At 49.3% G+C, this 18,694-nt stretch carries 16 protein-coding genes; 12 read left to right on the forward strand and 4 right to left on the reverse strand.

The window, feature by feature from the left end:
- Positions 1-43: 43 nt before the first annotated feature.
- Positions 44-799: a tryptophan-rich sensory protein gene (locus WA407_RS17620; protein WP_254350827.1), complete on the reverse strand. Its 756-nt coding sequence runs from the start codon at positions 797-799 to the stop codon at positions 44-46.
- A 242-nt stretch (positions 800-1,041) separates the two neighbouring features.
- Here WA407_RS17620 and WA407_RS17625 point away from each other — a divergent pair, with 242 nt between their 5' ends.
- From WA407_RS17625 to WA407_RS17635, 3 genes are all read left to right on the forward strand, one after another.
- Positions 1,042-1,992, forward strand: coding sequence for a bile acid:sodium symporter family protein (locus WA407_RS17625; protein WP_254328967.1), 951 nt, complete (start codon positions 1,042-1,044; stop codon positions 1,990-1,992).
- 250 nt (positions 1,993-2,242) lie between these two features.
- On the forward strand, positions 2,243-3,367 hold the full coding sequence (locus WA407_RS17630) for an NADH-dependent flavin oxidoreductase (RefSeq protein ID WP_336077907.1): 1,125 nt from the start codon (positions 2,243-2,245) through the stop codon (positions 3,365-3,367).
- A 112-nt stretch (positions 3,368-3,479) separates the two neighbouring features.
- On the forward strand, positions 3,480-4,067 hold the full coding sequence (locus tag WA407_RS17635; RefSeq protein WP_336077908.1) for a GNAT family N-acetyltransferase: 588 nt from the start codon (positions 3,480-3,482) through the stop codon (positions 4,065-4,067).
- On the opposite strand, the gene WA407_RS17640 is transcribed toward WA407_RS17635, so the two are convergent.
- Together WA407_RS17640 and WA407_RS17645 are read right to left on the reverse strand one after the other, a co-directional pair.
- Positions 4,033-5,667, reverse strand: coding sequence for a response regulator transcription factor (locus WA407_RS17640; protein ID WP_336077909.1), 1,635 nt, complete (start codon positions 5,665-5,667; stop codon positions 4,033-4,035). The genes WA407_RS17635 and WA407_RS17640 overlap by 35 nt on opposite strands.
- A 7-nt stretch (positions 5,668-5,674) precedes the next feature.
- Complete coding sequence (locus tag WA407_RS17645; RefSeq protein ID WP_235307103.1) at positions 5,675-7,489, reverse strand: sensor histidine kinase; 1,815 nt, start codon at positions 7,487-7,489, stop codon at positions 5,675-5,677.
- Between the two features lie 208 nt (positions 7,490-7,697).
- On the opposite strand from WA407_RS17645, the gene WA407_RS17650 reads away from it, so the two are divergent.
- From WA407_RS17650 to WA407_RS17660, 3 genes are all read left to right on the forward strand, one after another.
- Positions 7,698-8,579 (forward strand): carbohydrate ABC transporter permease, encoded by an 882-nt coding sequence (locus WA407_RS17650; protein WP_025721893.1) that lies wholly within the window; start codon positions 7,698-7,700, stop codon positions 8,577-8,579.
- Positions 8,580-9,416 (forward strand): carbohydrate ABC transporter permease, encoded by an 837-nt coding sequence (locus tag WA407_RS17655; RefSeq protein WP_025721894.1) that lies wholly within the window; start codon positions 8,580-8,582, stop codon positions 9,414-9,416.
- 222 nt (positions 9,417-9,638) lie between these two features.
- Positions 9,639-10,934, forward strand: coding sequence for an ABC transporter substrate-binding protein (locus WA407_RS17660; RefSeq protein ID WP_254326941.1), 1,296 nt, complete (start codon positions 9,639-9,641; stop codon positions 10,932-10,934).
- A gap of 82 nt (positions 10,935-11,016) precedes the next feature.
- Here WA407_RS17660 and WA407_RS17665 read toward each other — a convergent pair whose 3' ends face one another.
- Positions 11,017-11,556, reverse strand: a complete 540-nt coding sequence (locus WA407_RS17665; RefSeq protein ID WP_336077911.1) for a dihydrofolate reductase family protein — start codon at positions 11,554-11,556, stop codon at positions 11,017-11,019.
- Positions 11,557-11,663: 107 nt separating this feature from the next.
- Here WA407_RS17665 and WA407_RS17670 point away from each other — a divergent pair, with 107 nt between their 5' ends.
- The 6 genes from WA407_RS17670 (at position 11,664) to WA407_RS17695 (ending at position 18,693) form a co-directional block, all read left to right on the forward strand.
- Positions 11,664-12,596 carry a helix-turn-helix transcriptional regulator gene (locus tag WA407_RS17670; RefSeq protein ID WP_336077912.1) on the forward strand — a complete coding sequence of 311 codons (933 nt, stop codon included), beginning with the start codon at positions 11,664-11,666 and terminating at the stop codon, positions 12,594-12,596.
- Between the two features lie 182 nt (positions 12,597-12,778).
- Positions 12,779-15,904, forward strand: coding sequence for a DEAD/DEAH box helicase (locus WA407_RS17675; protein WP_322172597.1), 3,126 nt, complete (start codon positions 12,779-12,781; stop codon positions 15,902-15,904).
- Between the two features lie 20 nt (positions 15,905-15,924).
- Positions 15,925-16,650, forward strand: a complete 726-nt coding sequence (locus tag WA407_RS17680; protein WP_336077913.1) for a phosphoribosylglycinamide synthetase — start codon at positions 15,925-15,927, stop codon at positions 16,648-16,650.
- 151 nt (positions 16,651-16,801) lie between these two features.
- Positions 16,802-17,707: a M15 family metallopeptidase gene (locus WA407_RS17685; protein ID WP_336077914.1), complete on the forward strand. Its 906-nt coding sequence runs from the start codon at positions 16,802-16,804 to the stop codon at positions 17,705-17,707.
- A 354-nt stretch (positions 17,708-18,061) separates the two neighbouring features.
- Positions 18,062-18,355 carry a hypothetical protein gene (locus WA407_RS17690; RefSeq protein ID WP_254328977.1) on the forward strand — a complete coding sequence of 98 codons (294 nt, stop codon included), beginning with the start codon at positions 18,062-18,064 and terminating at the stop codon, positions 18,353-18,355.
- Complete coding sequence (locus WA407_RS17695; protein ID WP_023986799.1) at positions 18,355-18,693, forward strand: hypothetical protein; 339 nt, start codon at positions 18,355-18,357, stop codon at positions 18,691-18,693. The genes WA407_RS17690 and WA407_RS17695 overlap by 1 nt, the downstream gene beginning before the upstream one ends.
- Position 18,694: the final 1 nt, after the last annotated feature.

Raw genomic sequence — 18,694 nt, forward strand, 5'->3', positions numbered from 1 at the left:
ACCCAAACTCGCTTGTTCTTGCTAGAGATCATATTCGTTTTCTTTAATCCCGGTCTCGATTACGGGCAAAGAATAGCCATAGCGCGTATACCAGAATGATTGCCGCCAAGATCAATGCGGCTAGCCGTACATTTTCATTGTTCGGATGCTCGACGGCGATGGCGACATAGGCCCATACAAATACGAGAGGATAAATGCTGTCGCGATAAGGGAAGCTGACCATGATCGCCAATGCGGTGCCGATGAGCAGGAAAATGATCGCCCATGTCGTATCGCTGAGTCCCCAGCCACTCCATTCATTCTTTTCCAGTGCCACTGCAATGTTGATAATAGTAGCAACGGATACCCAACCGAGGTTGAGGCTGAACGGTAGCTTGACGAACCACATTTCTCCAAGGGTTGGCTGCGGCGTGCGGGTACGTACATACACGACGCTCAGGGAAAGCAAGTATAGAATAATGACGATGACGCACAGCTCTACGTATACATACTGCCAGAGGAAAATCCAGATGATATTGAAGAGACAGCTTAGAATAAAAAAAATACCGATGGACTGAACGCTTGTCTTGGATTGCCCTGTAAGTGTAGCTTGGTACACGACAAAGCAGGCGAGCAGTACGTAGATGACCGACCAGATGGAAAAAGCGTAACCCGCTGGTGTGATCAAGGTAGGGTACATGTTGGATACAGCAGCAGTGCTTCTGCCGCCGATAGGAAGTGTAGAAGCCAGAATGTTAACGAGAACGACAGCGATAAATGCAATAATATTCCACCATTTATACGGATGACTTCGTGACATAGGGATATCTCCTCCTCAACGAATGATGATCCAAAATGACCGACTGGTCACAACTTCTATTATGAATATACCCACTTTGCTTTCGAATATGTCCTAACGGGAAAAAGTTTCTTGATCCCGGTATAATCATAAAAAGTTGTATGTATATGCAGTCATATGTAGTACAATGGTGAAAATTTTAAGCACTATATAAGCTGAAATTCCTCAGATTCAACTTATATAGAAGTAAGGAGATAAGTAGAATGAATGGCTTGGAGAAAGTAGGGAAATTTGTAGGAGGAACCTTTTCCATCTGGGTACTTTTATTTGCATGCTTGGGATTTTTCTTTCCTGCGGCGTTTACAGGGTTGAAAGGATACATACAGTTATTTCTGGGCATTGTCATGTTTGGGATGGGATTAACTTTATCTGCGGCTGACTTTCGTGAAGTATTCCGGCGCCCAGTGGATGTGGCTATTGGTGTGGTCGGGCATTATCTGATTATGCCGTTTCTGGCCTTTGGATTGGCATTAGTATTGCAGCTGCCACCGGATATTGCGGTAGGTGTCATTTTGGTAGGCTGTTGTCCGAGTGGAACTGCCTCCAACGTAATGACGCTCTTATCCAAAGGCGACGTGGCATTGGGCGTGTCGATTGCTTCGGTGTCGACGCTGATTGCTCCACTGGCTACTCCGGCGATGATTAACCTGCTTGCTGGACGATGGATGAATATTGATGCGAAGTCGCTGATCATGGATATTCTCATCGTAGTTATTGTCCCCATAGTGCTGGGTGTTATCGTTAAATCGCTATTTCGCAAACAGGCAGAAGCCAGTGTTCAGGCGCTGCCGCTCATATCAACACTGGCGATTGTACTCATCGTGGCTATTGTGGTTGCAGGCAGCAAAGGAAAGATTCTGGAGACAGGTCCGATTATTTTTGGTGTGGTTATTTTGCATAATGGTATCGGGTTCCTGCTTGGATATTGGTTTGCCAAGCTATTCGGTATGAATCTTTCCAAGCGTAAAGCTGTTACGCTGGAAACGGGAATGCAGAATTCGGGACTGGGCGCTGCGCTTGCAGCAGCTCACTTTAACCCGATTGCTGCTGTGCCGAGTGCGATTTTTAGCGTGTGGCATAATATTTCCGGCTCGTTGCTCGCGACCTGGTTTTCCCGCCGGGAGGAGAAGAACAGCACAGCCGAGAACCATTAAGCTTTGTCAGTGGCTTGTGACAAGTAGCTGCGGTTCAGCTTTTTCAAACAGTTTAGAGAAGGTCAGAAAGGATAGATTTGACTTTATAGTTGCGGATCTTTATACTGTGGTTATTACAACCACTGTATTTAAGTAAGCAACAGTAGTTTAAGTTCGTTATGGAAGGAAAACTGCATCGAATTCGTATTCGGCTTTATGCTCAACAGCCTTATATTATCTGATCTGATTTAAACTGAAGGAGAGAGAACGAATGAACCCAAAATATAAGTCTCTATTTGAAAATTTTCCCCTGCCATCCGGTGTTACGTTGAAGAACCGTATTACCATGGCACCTATGACTAACTTTGCTTCCCACGAAAATGGTGAAGTCAGTGACCAGGAGCTGGCATACTACCGTGAACGTTCCGGTGGTGTAGGCGCGGTTATTACTGCTTGTGTGTATGTAACTCCAGATGGCAAAGGCTTTGTCAATGAGTTCGGTGCGGACAAGGATGAATTGATTCCGAGCCTGCGTCGTCTGGCGGATACGATTCATCAGGAGGGCGCAAAAGCAATCCTGCAAATTTATCATGGTGGCCGCCTGTGTCCACCAGATCAAATTCCAGATGGACAGCCGATCAGTGCAAGCGCAGTAGCCGAGGAAAAAGAAGGTGCGCCTGTGCCGCGTGAAATGACCTCTGATGATATCCACCGCGTCATCCGTGCCTATGGCGAAGCAACTCGCCGCGCGATTGAAGCAGGCTATGATGGTGTGGAGCTTCACGGAGCGAACGGTTACCTGGTCCAGCAGTTCTTCTCCCCGCACTCCAATCTTCGTACCGATGAATGGGGTGGAAGTCTTGAAAAACGATTGACCTTTCCGCTGGCGGTTGTTCACGAAGTGAAGAAAGTGATTGCAGAACATGCAAAGCGGCCATTCATCTTTGGATACCGCTTGTCTCCTGAGGAAGGACACACACCAGGCATTACGCTGGAGGATACGATGGTGCTTGTAGACCGTCTGGCGGATCAAGGGCTGGATTACCTGCACATTTCCGTAAATCATTTCTTCGGTGGTTCGTTCCGCGACCGCAGTGACGAACGGTCACGTACCGTTCTCATCCATGAGAAGGTAGGTAACCGTGTGCCGATTATGGGAGTTGGATCGCTGAATACACCGGACGAGGCGCTTGCAGCACTGGAGACAGGTGTACCGCTTGTATCGCTGGGACGTCCGCTTTTGATGGAGCCGCAATGGGTTCAGAAGGTGCAAAACGGCACAGAAGATACCATTCGCACGACATTATCCAAGCAAGCCCAGCAGGAGCTAGTCATTCCTGACTACTTGTGGGGTGCGTTGACGACCCTTCCAGGCTGGATGCCTGTTACGGACTAAATTTTGAATGATGGAGATACCCTAGGCTGCTCTCATGCACCTGGGGTATTTTCCTGTCTCGTGACCGTGAACACAATAATATAGGAATAACTGAGAAAGAAGGAAAATGACAATGTTACATAAAGCTAATGGCGCCATTTTGATAAAGTCCACCCATCCGGGGCTACAGATTCGATTGTTACAAGTAAGTGATGCAAAACGTTTATTAGAGATCAGACGTGAAAATTTTAATTTTTTCAAACCGTTCGAGCCAGAACGACCTGAAATTTACTTTACGCTGGAAGAACAGGCTCGTCTGATTTCTAATGGTTTGGAAGCGGCACAAGCCGGACAGGGATATACGTTTGGACTTTTTTTGCCGGAAAATGATAAGCTGATCGGCAGAATGGAGCTGTCGGGTATCGCTAGAGGCCCCTTTCAAAACGCCAGTCTGGGCTACTTTGTAGATCCTGCATACCACGGACAAGGCTATGCCACTTCCGCAGTGAAGGATATTATACGCTACGCCTTAAATGAGTTGGACTTACACCGTATTCAAGCTGGAGTGATGCCAAGAAATACGCCTTCCAATCGAGTGATGGAAAAGGCAGGATTTCGCCGCGAAGGGCTGGCTCTCAACTATTTGAAGATTAATGGTGTGTGGGAAGATCACGTGTTGTATGCGGTCACGGCTGAGGATTTGCAGAATGGCGTTTTCTGAATTCGCCGGGCGTGACCCCCTCTAGTTTTTTGAACACCTTGCCAAAATATTTTTCATCCTGATACCCGACCATACCGGCAATATGATGAAGGCGCAGCTTGTCATTCAGCAGCAATAGTTTTGCCTTGCTCATCCTGATCTGACACAAATAGTCTGACAGATTAACCCCGTACTCCTGCTTGAATTTACGAGAAATATATTCGCGACTGAGATAAAAGCGACTCGCCATATCCTGTAGAGAAATGTCCTCGTCATAGTGTGCATCCAGATAGCGGGCAATATCTCGGATGGTCGGGTTGTTTGGGCTATGGCTTGGTGTAAGTGCCTGACCGGCTGCCAGCAGTCGGTTTTCAACCTGTCTTTGCCATAAGGGCAGGGAAAGCATGCCACGGTTGTCGACCGGCAATGCATGAATGGAGCCGGACTCATCTGCCAGTTCCTCGCCATCGGTATCTCCGGGTCTGTCATTCAGCCAGCGGGCCAGCATCCAGTCCAACTCCTGATTCCAACTGGCTAGCTGCTCTGCTGTCACCGAAGGCAGCTCGGCTACGGCTGCTATCCAGTGGCCTACCGCTATCGACACACGATTGGCATTACAGCTGAGTGCACTAAGCCGCAGTTCCTCTTCCATCTCAGGCAACTGGGGAAGACGAATGCTTTGCCGTGTCTGGGAACTCTGGTGCATCCAGTCGACGGTTTGCAACACATCCCGTTTCCACAACGCTTGCCGTGCCTCTTGGTAGGCAGTGGCTGCCGCTATGGGAAAAGCGCCAAAAGAGCCAAAAGAGCCAACCCCGATGTGCATGTAACATCGCAAAGCCGTTTTGATCCCTGTGTGAATATCCTGCAAGAGCAGCGGCCAACGAGCTGGCTCGCCCCAATATAGCAGAATAATTTCGTCCATACGCTCCAGATGACGGAATGCAATTCCGGTTTGAGAAGTTCCAAGAAATTCGTTGCAAATGTTAATCAGGGAAAAGCTCAAAAGCGCACGACGCGTTTTATATTTGTCCAGTATATCGGCATCCAGCTGCGTGCTACTCATCACAGCTGCATTACATATCTGAATAGCTGCTGGAAGACGTAACTCCTCACGTAAGGGCGTAATGGAAAGAGGGGTACTCGCTATACCGGAAACGATCTCAGTCAGGAGCTTATCGGCATAGTGCGGCCTCATCCGGTTGACCTCCATGGCCTGCATCGTCTGCCTGTTCCGGTCTTGCTCCGCTGTCCGCCAGGCTTGAGTGGCTTTATTTAGAGCCTCGTTAATCTCCACTGGATCTACGGGCTTAAGAATATAGTCCATGCCTCCCCGGCGGATGACCTGTCGAACCAAATCAAAATCATCATAACCACTGACCACCACGACTCGGGTTGCTGGGGAATTCACTTGAATCCACTCCATCAGTGCTACTCCATCCTTGCCGGGCATCCGCATATCCGTAAGTACAACGGGTGGGGAAAGGGCGGTAATGACCTCAATCGCCTGATCGCCCGACTCAGCTTCAAGTACCTCGCTCACACCGCACGCTTCCCAATGTACGAGCATCCGAATGGCATGGCGTACATGCTTCTCATCATCCACAATCAGGACTTTCATTGACAGATCACTCTCCCTTAATATGAATTTCTGCAGGGGCTTCAGTGCGAATTTCGAGTGTATAACGGACACCATGAGGCAGGATGTTGTCTACGCACAGGGTGTTGGAACCATCCTCCGAGTGAAGCTGAATACGCAATAGAACATTACGAAGGCCAATGGAATCCTGCTCGCTAGTGTCCGGCTCTTCGTAGGCTTTCAGCGGACGTTTTAACATATGCTGGAGCTGCTCCAATTCGGCCTGTGGAATGGAAGTTCCGTTGTTTTCCACGGTTATTTTCACAATGCCTTCCCGGATTCGGCTGCCTGTAATGCGAACTTCACCGGGCCCCAGCCGGGGATCGGCTCCGTGTTTAAAGTAGTTTTCTACCAACGGTTGGAGAATCATTTTAGGCACCCGATCATTCAGGACCTCATCTTCCCACTGGTAAGTGACCTCTAATTGCTCACCGAAGCGTTCCTTTTGTAAATCAAGATATTGTTTTACATGTTCGGCTTCTTCCTTGAGTGTAACGACCGTATGGTCCCGCATGTTATAGCGCAGCATTTTGGCAAGGGAAGAGAGCAGAGAATAAATCCGCGGCACCTCATGCTGTAGAGCCAGGGTTCCAATCGATTGTAGCGTATTATATAAAAAATGAGGATTAATCTGTGCCTGAAGCGCTTTCAACTGATGTGTCTTATTAGCCAGCTCTAGCTTGTATTCCCGCAAAATGAGGTTATTGATGGTATCCATCATCTGTCTGAAACGGCGCGACAGTACTCCGATCTCATCGTTACTCATGGCCCGAATGTCTACATCCAGTTGACCGGACTGAATCTGGTTTATGTAGCGAGTCAGTCGCTTAATAGGTTCCGTGATTTTTATCGAAATCCATAACGTGGCCACAATGACAAGTAGCAACGCTGCGCCTGTAATGACCGCATTAATCTGAGTCAGGCGGGTAGCCCGTAGATACAGCGTACGATGTGGAATTTTCTTGACGAGTGTCCAGCCTGATAGGTTGGCATCCAGCTTGCCGTATACGTGCAGTGCCGTATCATCCTCAATCACTCCGTGCTCGCCTTCTTTAGAAATTCGATTGAGCAGGTCAGATTCCTTCCAGTGTGTTCCAATCGCTGCTTCTTTTCCGCTATATATGATTGTTCCGTTCCGATCGATCAAAAACAGCTCCTCTGTATCTGCATCATACAATTGACGGCAAATACTGCGCAGCGGCTCCAGATCAACATCTATAGCTAGTACCCCAAGCGTCTCTGAGGCAGGAATGTTCCGAATCGCCCGATGAAGTGTAAATACCTGCCGCTTTGTGCTGTGCTCCGTATAGGAAACCGCCGAAAAGCCGTACAAATGCTTCATGTGCGAAGGCTGTATGAATAGTCCAGAAGGGCCGTAATGAATAGAACCAGTAAAGGGCTCCAGTCGGAATTCCCGTAGCGGGACTGTACTGGTAATCAACGTGGATTGCCCAGCCTCAAAAGAATGCAAATACACTTGGTCAATGCCTGACGAAGCATTCATCATCGTTTGCAGTGTGGTGTAAATTTCAGCGACGGCCCGGTAATCATCCGGAATTTTGGCCAGATTACGCAGAAAATGGGGGTCATTATAGACTCCGATGGACGCCCGATTCAGTCCCTGTAAATAGTTATCCAGATTCGTAATTCCCTGAAAAATAAGCCGTTCATTTTCTTGTGTGGCCTGCTCCCGCAAGGATTGCTTGGTGAGAACGAAGGTCATAGTCATCGACAGCAGCAGCGGCAGAGTGACCGCAATGAGCAAAAACCAGATCAGGCGGGAACGAATACTGTGAAATTTCATGCAGTGAGCTCCTTTCACAATTCAAGGCGAGCCAGAGGTCAATATTTTCCCCCCTAATGGTTCACGATCCTACGTGTTCTCCAGAGCGCTAATTCGACATAATGAACATGTGAATCGCATATCCGTACGGCCCAAGCATCATGCTGCTGAAAGAAAGCCGTAAGGGAGCGTTCCAGACACCAACAGACAACAAAAGGGGGGGATCGGATTGAATCGCGCCAAGTCGTCGCAATGGCTCCAGCAATGCATTTTTGTAGGGCCGTCGACGTTATTTTTCGTTATCATTATTGTAATCCCTTTTATGCTCGGAATGTACTATTCTTTTACAGAGTGGAATGGGGTAGCCAATGAGGCAAAGTGGGTCGGGCTGGATAATTTCAGTCACATTTTATGGAATGATGACAAATTTGGGACAGCGTTCTGGTTTACGGTCCGTTTTACGGTGGTAGGAGTGGTGGCTGCGAATATTTTTGGCTTTCTGCTGGCGTATTTTTTAACCAAACCGCTGAAAACAAAAAATGTACTCAGGACCATCTTTTTTATGCCTAATGTGATTGGAGGTCTGTTGCTGGGCTTTATCTGGCAGTTTATTTTCGTCAAGGGATTTGCAGCAATCGGAGAGAGCACGAACTTGTCCTTCTTCAACCTGTCCTGGTTGGGAGATGAGATCACGGCCTTCTGGGGCATTGTAATCGTGTTTATCTGGCAAACTGCCGGGTATTTGATGGTTATTTATATCTCTTCCCTGACCAATGTGCCCCGCGATATGCTGGAAGCAGCCGAAATTGACGGAGCAAGCCGGATGCAAATTTTGCGGTCGATTATACTTCCTCTGATCATGCCTGCCGTTACGGTATGTCTTTTCCTGGCGATATCATGGTCATTCAAAATGTTCGATCTCAATTTGTCACTGACCAAAGGCGGTCCTTTCGGGTCCACAGAGTCGGTTGCACTCAATATTTACAATGAAGCGTTTGTGAATAATCGTTATGGGCTGGGAACAGCTAAAGCGCTCATTTTCTTTATCATTGTTGCTCTGGTTACGAGCCTTCAGGTACGACTGACGAAAAGTCGGGAGGTGGAAGCGTAAATGGAAACAAGCAAGCGCTACCGCTTTGGAACATGGGCGACCGAGATGGTGATGATCCTCGTCGCATTGTTATTCCTCGTCCCGTTTTACTTTTTATTCGTGAATTCGGTCAAAAGCTTTGGTGACCTGCTCACCGATTCTGCGGCCTGGCCACAAACCTTTGTATGGAGCAACTACGCTAGAGCGTGGAGCATCACGCGTTTTCCCGAAGCTTTATGGAATTCACTTGTAGTTACGGTAGTTAGTAATCTACTGCTCGTACTGATCAGCTCAATGGCTGCTTACCGAATGGTCCGGCGTCCGACGCGTTATAATCGAGTGTTGTTCAGCCTGTTCGTAGCTGCCATGGTTATTCCCTTTCAATCGGTGATGATTCCTTTGGTCAAGGTTGTAAGTACACTGGATTTAATGAACAGTATAAGTGGTCTGGTAATCTGTTATCTGGGATTCGGAGCCCCTATGTCGATCTTTCTCTTTCATGGATTCGTCAAAGGTGTGCCAGTCGAGGTGGAAGAGGCAGCTACGGTGGACGGCTGTACGCCTTACGGAGTGTTTTTCCGAATTGTGTATCCGTTGATGCTACCGATGATGGTAACTGTTATTATTTTAAATACGCTCTGGATTTGGAATGATTATCTCCTGCCTTCTCTGGTATTGCAAAAGGCTGAACTGCGCACGATTCCGATTGCGACCTATGCCTTTTTTGGACAATACACGAAGCAGTGGGATTTGGCTTTGCCTGCTCTGGTGCTGGGCATCTTGCCAGTCATCGTATTCTTTCTGGCCATGCAAAAATATATTATACAAGGTATTATGGCTGGTTCGGTCAAAGGTTGAGTGTGGCGATGAGCTGAAAATGTACACGGTGTGCCACTCCGCAAACGGATGGTGCTTACCATCGCTGTTGCCTCCAGATTCCCCTGAATAAACGAATAAAGGTGGGAATCTAGAGACAAAGGCGAGCGCTATCGCTTGTTCAGCACCATTCCGTTTGCTCCGTTTCCACATGAATACTTCGAGTTCATCTGATATGAATTTAGAATAGAAAGGAACATAAAAATGAAAACGCATACTTTTAAAAAGAAAGCTCAAGCACTGATCTTGCTTCTCGCGGCCTTTGCCCTGGTTTTGGCAGGTTGTAACAGCAGTGGCGGACAAAACGCAGGCAAAGAGGAAGTGAAGGAAAAAACAATTCACATTTTTCAGTTTAAGGTAGAGATTGCAGAAGCACTAAATCGCATGAAAGCGGAATACGAAGCGTCTCATCCAGGGATCAAGCTCGATATTCAGACCGTGGGCGGGGGCAGTGACTATGGAGCGGCGTTAAAGGCGAAGTTCGCCTCCGGGGAGCAGCCGGATATTTTTAACGTAGGAGGTTACCGCGAGCTGGATACGTGGCTGGAATATTTGGAGGACCTGTCTGACCAGCCTTGGGTTGGCGATGTGGTCGATGTCGCCAAAGAACCGATGACCAAAGACGGCAAGCTGTATGGCCAGCCGATGAATCTGGAGGGGTACGGCTTTATTTATAACAAGGATTTGTTCAAGAAGGCGGGGATTACGGAGACCCCTAAAACATTGTCCGAACTGGAGGGAGCTGCGCAAAAGCTCCAAGCCGCTGGGATTACTCCATTTTCTAATGGATATCAGGAATTTTGGGTGCTGGGCAATCATTTGCTGAACGTGGCATTTGCCAATCAGCCGGATCCTTCGGCCTTCGTCAAAGGACTAAATGATGGAACAGCAAAGATTCCGGGCAACGCTGTATTCGCCGAGTGGATTAAGCTGTTCGATCTGACCATGAAGTATGGCAATTCGAAGCCGCTCACGACCGATTACAACACGCAGGTAACGAACTTCGCCACTGGAAAGGCTGCCATGATGCAGCAAGGGAACTGGACTCAGGTCCAAATTGACGGTATTAATCCGAAGCTGAATCTGGGTATTTTGCCTATGCCGATTGGTGAAGACGCAACAGCCGGAGATAAGCTGTTTGTAGGTGTCGCTAACAACTGGGTAGTTAATAAAAATTCGACTGTCAAACCCGAGGCGAAGGAGTTCTTAAACTGGATGGTGACATCCGAGCAGGGTAAAAAGTATATCACCAAGGAATTCAAGTTTATTCCAGCGTTCAAGAGCATCGAAGGGGCAGAGGCTGATATGGGCCAACTGGGTGCGGAAGTGGTGAAATACAGTAAGGAAAACAAACTGTTGGGCTGGTTCTTTAGCCGCTATCCTGAAGGAGCACAGCAAGAATTCGGAAGTCAGATGCAAGCTTATGTGGCAGGTAAATCGGATGCCGGGAAGCTATTCGAGGATTTCCAGAGAACATGGGATAATTTGAAGACCAAATAATGAACAAAAGCACGCGATAAAGCCTTCATATTTCAGGGATATTGCATGATCCTGAAATATGAAGGCTTTTCTGTAAACAAAATTATAAATGGTAATGGAGCAGAGCGATATCCCCACGGCGTTCTATTTCTTTGAGCTTAAATGTGCTTGGTAGCGTTCCTTCTGGAAATAACGGTATTCCTTGTCCAAGCACCTTGGGAATGATCGCAATGATAGCCTTCTCCAGCAGTCCAGCTTGTAAGAAGGCCTGAACTAACTGGCCTCCACCGACTAGCCATACCGCACCTTTCGATTTTCCTTGTAGACGTGGAACCAGTTCAGTCAGAGCTTCGTCCGTAAATGTAACATGTGGCGCTTGCTGTTGTTCCGTTAATGCTCGTGTGAGCACATAGCATGGCTTGCCAGCATAAGGGAAATCATCTGAGAGCTTCAACACTTCCTCATACGTCAGCCTGCCCATCAGCACTGTACCTACAGTGTAGTAAAAGTCGGCATATCCATTGTCCCCGCCATCTCCTTTAACATCATACAGCCAGTCCACCGAACCGTCCGGCAAAGCTATATACCCGTCGAGACTTATGGCAATATACAGCACAACTGCGTTTGATTTCAAATCTTCCATAGTTCATTCACTCCTTTCTATTTCCTAATGTTACAATGTATTTATGACATAGTATGTCGTAGTTAAAACGGTCATTTAAAATTAATTTTGGATTCGAGGGGTACCTTATGAACGAACGCAGAATTGCTCTTATGAGGATACTGGATTCCCGAAAAAAATATACGGCGCGTGAGCTGGCTGAACGTTTTGGTGTCTCCGTCAGGACGATACAAAGAGATCTCGACTATTTGCAGCAGACCGGGTTACCCCTTTATACCGAAATGGGTCCTCATGGCGGGTATCAAGCACTCCCCAATCGGCTTCTTCCTCCCCTTCATCTTGCTCGCGACGAGGCTCTGGGTCTTTTCCTCATGCTGCAACTGTTGGAGAACATTCCAGATATCCCTTTTGGCTCGGTTCGTGGACATTTATCCGAGCACTATTATGCCGAGCTTCCACAGGATGTGCAGGACAGTATTGATCAATTAAAGGAGTACATTTCTTTTCGTATGCTACCCACTCACGCAGAGTCACCCTACACCTCAATCATTTTGGAGGCTGCGCTGAATAAGCGCCGGGTGAACATGTTTTACCGCTCCGCTTCCGGTGAAAAGTGGACTGAAGTATATCCGATTGGACTGTATTTTGATCACGGATATTGGTACATGCCAGCGCATAGCAGAGACCGCATCATTCTGTACCGTTCAGATCGGGTGATTACAATAACGATGCTGGACGAAACCTTGGACAGCCTTCCCACACTTCAGGAATGGTTGGCTTCGGAGGAATCCCGTATAGGAATTCCGTCCAAAATAAAATTTACCGCATTGGGTGCCAGGCTGGCTGGATCAGATGCTCTCTTCCAAAATGTTTCCCATCAAGAAGGGCAGGATCAGGAATGGCAGGGATATATTCCGATCGAAGAGTTTAGATATGTGTCCCGACTTTTGCTAAAATACGGGCCAGAGGCCGAGGTTATATATCCGAAAGAGCTGCGGATGAGGGTCAAGGAATTGCTGCAAGACAGCCTGCATCCTTATCTGAAGGAGGATGACGAATAGGAGAGAGTATCCATAGCCATTTCCATGGCTTTTCGGACTCCCCCCTTTTATAGTTAATCACATGAATATTTAAGGTTATTAACTTATGACTTTCCATTTATTTTTGTGATAAAGTTTTGAAAAGAGCCCGTTTTCGTATATGATGAAGAGTAATAATTCAAAAGGCTGGACGGGAGACAGATATGAATCAACCGCTTTATGGAATATGGCTCGGAGATGTGTTTTTTTGCTTTTCTGGTGAGACGTCGGAACCACGTATCGATGCGTGGAGCAGTGTAATCCGCAGGCTGACGCTAAAGGGAGACCTTCGGCCGTTTCGGCAGGCTGCGTTGCGTCTTGCTGAGGTACGGATACCGAACACTGCTCGTGTGGAAACCGCGGGCAGAGGTGGCAAAAGACGTTCCATGTTGGGGCGTACATTGGAGGGTTTGGCGCTGGAACCGCGCGAGACGATGGCACTGCTGACCCGCATGGACGAGAAGGGCTGTGCGGCATCGGGCATTACGCTGGGCGAGGAAATGCAATATTGGCAAAAAGCCGCTTATTTTGCGCTAGAGCTGATGCAACGGGGCGAAATTGCGCCATCGCTTACAGAGGCGCGTCCATCGGGACCGCGTCGTCGTGGTCCGGAAGCGGCTGTCGGGGTGTGGATTCCTCGACTGTGTCAAGAGGAGGACATACGCCGCTTTCATGAGCTGGCTGCTGCGATGCCAGCTGTTTGTATGGCAGCTCCGGCCGTTTTTGCGGGTAAGGAGCCTGAAACACGCGAGGATGCAGCCGGAATCGTGCTGTACTCCTTCTTGTGTGCGGTCATCCATGCGGAAACGACCGCGGTGCTGGCAGCATCAGACCGTGAGCTGGGTCGATATCGCGCAGAGTATCGGCGCGGAGGATCACCGCTGGCGGAGCTGTGGTGGAACAGTCTGCTGACAGGTTCCCGCCCGGTGGCGATTCAGGGAACGCCAGCGGAGATGGAGGAGCTGGTGCTTCAAGCGTCCTCTGTTGAGGGAAGCGCAATGCCTGTCACGGAACGGGAAGACAAGGAGCCGATAGAAGGGCAACTGCGGTTGTGCCTTCGTTTGGAGCCTTCCCTGGAAGAGAGTGTCAAAGATTGGCGCATTACCTTTTGGGCAGAAAGCGATGCTGAGCCGGGGTTGCGACTGCCTGCTCTGGCACTGTGGGCACATCCTGAACGTGATCTGGTTCGAGGCGGAATTGTATATCGTCAAGTGCAGGCTCAACTGCTAATGAGGCTCGGACAGGCGGCTGAAGCGGCACCTATATTGCAAGAAGCGTTGAATCGTCCTTATCCCGAGGGGCTGACACTGGAGCCAGAGTTGTTCTTCCGCTTCCTGACGGAAGCCGTTCCTGCATTACAAAAGAACGGTATCACCGTGCAAATGCCTTCACGCTGGAGCCGGGAGGGCCGAAGACGTGCAGGCTTGCGGCTCAAAATGCGTTCGACAGAGCAGGGTGCCAAGCCAGATGGTGTGATTGCCGATACATCGTCTGTCGGCATTAACCGCATGATTTCGTTTGATGCCGAGGCTGTGCTGGGTGATACGACTTTGACGATGGAGGAACTGGAAAGCATCGTCGCGGCCAATTTGCCGTATGTACGTCTCGGAGGGGAATGGATCGAGGTCGACCCCAAGGAAATCCGTCAGGTGTTGCGCTTTATCAAGCGCGGGGAAAACGGTGAGATGAGCTTGTCCGAATGGATGCATCTGGCTGCAGAAAATGAAAGTGCAGGCGAGGCCTCATGGAAAGGCTTGTCCATCTTTGGCGCGGAATCCGCCGGATTGCTTGCGTCTTTGGCTGAGGGCGGCGTACTCCGTTCGGTAGAGCCGCGGCCTGTGCCGGAGACACTGCACGGCGCATTACGGCCCTATCAAGAGCGCGGCTTTCAATGGCTGGCTGCGATGCGTGGATTGGGCTTTGGCGTCTGCCTTGCGGACGACATGGGGCTTGGTAAAACGATTCAGGTCATCACCTGCCTGCTCGATGGTGGCATTGGTGCAGATGATCAACGTCCGGCGTTGATCATCTGTCCGACGTCCTTGCTCGGCAACTGGCAGCGCGAGCTAAAACGTTTTTCACCGGATTTGTCGCTGTATATTCACCATGGCAACCAGCGACTCCATGGCGAGCTGTTTCAGGAAAGTGTACGTGAGTATGATATCGTCCTCACTACCTATCATTTGGCGGGCCGGGACGGCAGCGATTTATCTGCGGTATACTGGTCCTCTATCGTGTTGGATGAGGCGCAATATATAAAAAATGCACGAACAAAGCAAGCACAAAGCGTCATGAAGCTGTCTGCTCCACACCGGATTGCCATGACAGGTACTCCGGTGGAAAATCGGCTGAGCGAGCTATGGTCTATTTTTCAATTCCTGAATCCAGGTTACCTCGGTACGGCGTCTTCGTTCCGCCAGCGTTACAGTTTGGCGGGAGAAGAGCGGGGGTCCGCGTTGCGCGAGCTTCATCGGCTCGTCTCCCCGTTCATGCTGCGTCGGCTCAAAAGCGACCCAGATATACGCAAGGATTTGCCAGAGAAGCTGGAGTTGAAGTCCTACTGTGTACTGACACCAGAGCAGGCCGGATTGTATCGGGGCGTGGTGGATCAATTATTGGGAACACTGGATGGGCAGATCGGTATGGCTCGCAAAGGGCTTGTTCTGTCTTCACTGACCAAGTTGAAGCAGATTTGTGACCATCCGGGTCTGATCATTCCGGGTCGGGCTGATAGTGGTAAAACGGAAAACTCGGGCAAAATGGAGCGACTGCTGGAATTGGTAGAGACGATTCGCGAGAACGGCGAATCGGCGCTGATATTCACCCAATATGTGTCGATGGGGGAATTGTTGGTCTCTCGTTTGGCCAAAATCTTCGGGGAAGAGCCGTATTTTCTGCATGGAGGACTGGCGAAAACCAGACGAGATGAAATTGTTCACAACTTCCAGCAGGGAGAAGGCCCTAATATATTCGTACTTTCCCTGCGTGCAGGCGGCGTGGGTCTGAACCTAACACGTGCCAGCCATGTTATTCACTATGACCGCTGGTGGAATCCAGCAGTGGAAAATCAGGCGACGGACCGTGTATTCCGTATTGGTCAAAGCCGCAATGTACAAGTGCACAAGCTGATTTGCCAAGGTACACTGGAGGAGCGGATTGACGAGCTGATCGAGAGCAAAAAGGCACTTTCCGAGCAGGTTGTCGGCTCTGGTGAACATTGGCTCACCGAAATGTCTGATGATGAATTACGCGGTCTGATTGCGTTGCAAAATGATGTATGGATTGAGTGAGCAGAGAAAGGATGAAGGCGATGACGAGGCCGCGAGTGAAGCTAAAAGTAACTGACGGTCAATGGATAGCGGAATTAGACGGAAATGGGTTGGAAGGCGAATCAAAGGGTGTACCTTCCACACATGCTGTCCAATGGACTGGCCCAGCGCCTGTACTGAACCCCGAACAGCGAAAAGCATGGCTGGAGCAGCTAAAAGCAGATCCTTTGGACATCTACCGTTTTTTGCAAGGGGAAACCTGTCTATCGCTGGATGAGATCGTTCAGCTAGCAGCTGAGACAGCCACTTCTAGCACGGAGGATGGCGTGGGTGTAGTCGACAAGGTGAAGAAAGCCCTTCAAACCGGTCTGGAAAGCGAGCCGCAGACCTGTCTAGAACTGGTCGGAATGACACGGGAAGAGCTGCTGGAGTACGTATTCAGTGCTTGGGCCGGGGAGTTATCCCATGTGCAGGGGACATCCCCCGCGCTTGAGTCTACCTCGCGGTCAGAGGGCGGACGCAGCGGATCGGCAGCGATTAGCGAATGGATTGCGGAGTCTGCCGCAGAAGGAGCATTGCATCGTCCCGGTGCAGGCTTTCATGCAATTGAGATTCGTCTGCCGCAGAAGCTTGCTCCTAAGAAGGAAGCGGATATTACAGATTTGCTGCCGGGTTTACCACGTGCGGGAGAGGCATTGAAACTCATACGTGAGCGGGTAGCTGAGCGGGCCCGAGCTGCAATCCCGCAAAAACGTCATACTCCGTAACAATTCGGGTATATACTTCCTTTTTCGAGTCTATTCGCCTTCATCGAACGGGATAATGGCTTCGAAGAGTGCCAAAAGTTCAGTTACAATGGGGAAACGAAAAAGTCACAGCAAGTCATGCATCAAATGCAATATTGGAGGAGATACCAGCATGAAACGACATATACAACAGACGCAAGCATCTAAGAGATGGACCAAAGCGCTCATTCCAGGGCTGATCCTGCCAGGGTTATTACTGGCAGCCTGCCAGCAGGGAGGATCAGGTGGACAGGAAAGCGAGCCGTTGAAGTCATCTACAGCGGTACAGGAGAATGTACAGCCTTCCGCCCAGCCGGATGCGGGCAATGGCAGCACTAGCGCTGGACAAGCCTCTACGGGTACAGAAAGTGGACAGGCCGACCCTGTGATGGCGTTGCGAAGCCAGAGTGCGCTGCAAGCCACGGTTAAGGAAGAGGATGGAACTGCGATTGTCACCAATGCGACTTCTGATACAGTCGTTGTGAACAAAAAGCGCAGCTTGCCTGTAGGCTATGTCCCCGATGACCTGGTGGAGCCGCAGGTGCCTTTTTCCTTCGAGGGACCGCATGAAAAGCGGCATTTGCGTAAGGAAGCGGCAGAGGCACTGGAGAAGCTGTTCGACGGTGCGGAAAAAGACGGCATTGAGCTGCGTGCGGTATCGGGATACCGTTCCTATAAGCGTCAGGTATCTATTTTCAACAACAATGTAAAGACAAAAGGGCAGGAATATGCCTCTAAAGTTAGCGCTGTACCGGGTACGAGTGAGCATCAGACAGGTTTGTCCATTGATGTATCCAGTCCAAGCGTGGGTAATGTGCTGGAGCAGTCCTTCGGAGCTTCCAAGGAAGGCGAATGGCTGGAAAAACATGCACCGGAGTACGGATTTATTATTCGTTATATGAAGGGTAAGGAAGATGTAACCGGCTATGTGTACGAGCCTTGGCATATCCGTTATGTGGGAATAGACATTGCGGAGGATGTAGCCAAGCAGGGAATGACGCTAGAGGAATATTTCGACGAGAACAATATCAAGCTGTAGCAGTGAAAACCAAGCCGTAATCCTAGGGATTGCGGCTTTTTGTCGTGTTTTTCTTCCAAATTGGACCTTTTCAAGGTAGAATCTCGTATAGTGAACGACGACATAAGCGCTTTGATTTGTTGCAAACCTCATGACAGAAGCGTATAGGAAGGGAAGGGAATCATCATTTATTATTCATTAACGTATCGCGAATGGTCGGAAGACACTCAAAAGGAACTGCGCAGCCTGACACGGGAATCCGTATCGGGAGATGAGCTGTTTCTACGCAAGCTTGTAGACGCTACGCGTCTCCATGACAAACTATGGTCGCATATATCGAATGAAAGTGAGGAACATACGGATCATTCCGTCTATGTGACTGAATTTACAGGGGAACGTGCAAAGCCTTACGGTGCGTCCATCACAGACCTCGTGCTTGCCAGTGAGGGAGGTTACACTTCCACATACAGTGCAATGTACTGGATATGGCATGAACCTGCATTCCGTAGTATGGATCAGCGGGAAGGTTCGGTATTTACTTTGGAGTTGGCCCAACGGCTATTAGATCACTATACAGTACTGGGTGGCAAAACATATGAATTTATATATTCGGTACTGGACCCTCAGCTGAAAAAGGTACATCTATTTGTGAAGGAGGTCGATCTGTGATGGAGCATTCTTGGGAAAAGATGAAATCCAAGCCCGGCTCTCGTACACGGATGGCAGCCTTTGCCCTGATGTTGGCTGTCCCAGCTGCTCTGACGGGGTGCGGTGACGACGAGTATTATGACTGCGATGAGCTTCCTGTATCGGAACAAACAGCGTGTCGGGATTCAGGCAGCAGCGGGTATTACTATGGCGGATCGACTTATTATAGTGGAGGCTCCTCATACCATAGCAGTCGTTCATCTTCCAGCTCATACCGCAAAAGCTCATCCTCATCTTCCAGCTCACACAGCGGTTTTGGCAGCAGCGGCTCACGCAGCGGCTTCTTCTCTGGGGGTTAAG

It is taken from the genome of Paenibacillus sp. 203 (assembly GCF_037027525.1).
Classification (GTDB): Bacteria; Bacillota; Bacilli; order Paenibacillales; family Paenibacillaceae; genus Paenibacillus; species Paenibacillus polymyxa_B.

Coding starts and splice junctions, on each gene's coding strand:
- WA407_RS17620 (WP_254350827.1), bottom strand. CDS start 799: ATGTCACGAAGTCATCCGTATAAATGGTGGAATATTATTGCATTTATC.
- WA407_RS17625 (WP_254328967.1), top strand. CDS start 1,042: ATGAATGGCTTGGAGAAAGTAGGGAAATTTGTAGGAGGAACCTTTTCC.
- WA407_RS17630 (WP_336077907.1), top strand. CDS start 2,243: ATGAACCCAAAATATAAGTCTCTATTTGAAAATTTTCCCCTGCCATCC.
- WA407_RS17635 (WP_336077908.1), top strand. CDS start 3,480: ATGTTACATAAAGCTAATGGCGCCATTTTGATAAAGTCCACCCATCCG.
- WA407_RS17640 (WP_336077909.1), bottom strand. CDS start 5,667: ATGAAAGTCCTGATTGTGGATGATGAGAAGCATGTACGCCATGCCATT.
- WA407_RS17645 (WP_235307103.1), bottom strand. CDS start 7,489: ATGAAATTTCACAGTATTCGTTCCCGCCTGATCTGGTTTTTGCTCATT.
- WA407_RS17655 (WP_025721894.1), top strand. CDS start 8,580: ATGGAAACAAGCAAGCGCTACCGCTTTGGAACATGGGCGACCGAGATG.
- WA407_RS17660 (WP_254326941.1), top strand. CDS start 9,639: ATGAAAACGCATACTTTTAAAAAGAAAGCTCAAGCACTGATCTTGCTT.
- WA407_RS17665 (WP_336077911.1), bottom strand. CDS start 11,556: ATGGAAGATTTGAAATCAAACGCAGTTGTGCTGTATATTGCCATAAGT.
- WA407_RS17670 (WP_336077912.1), top strand. CDS start 11,664: ATGAACGAACGCAGAATTGCTCTTATGAGGATACTGGATTCCCGAAAA.
- WA407_RS17675 (WP_322172597.1), top strand. CDS start 12,779: ATGAATCAACCGCTTTATGGAATATGGCTCGGAGATGTGTTTTTTTGC.
- WA407_RS17680 (WP_336077913.1), top strand. CDS start 15,925: ATGACGAGGCCGCGAGTGAAGCTAAAAGTAACTGACGGTCAATGGATA.
- WA407_RS17685 (WP_336077914.1), top strand. CDS start 16,802: ATGAAACGACATATACAACAGACGCAAGCATCTAAGAGATGGACCAAA.
- WA407_RS17695 (WP_023986799.1), top strand. CDS start 18,355: ATGGAGCATTCTTGGGAAAAGATGAAATCCAAGCCCGGCTCTCGTACA.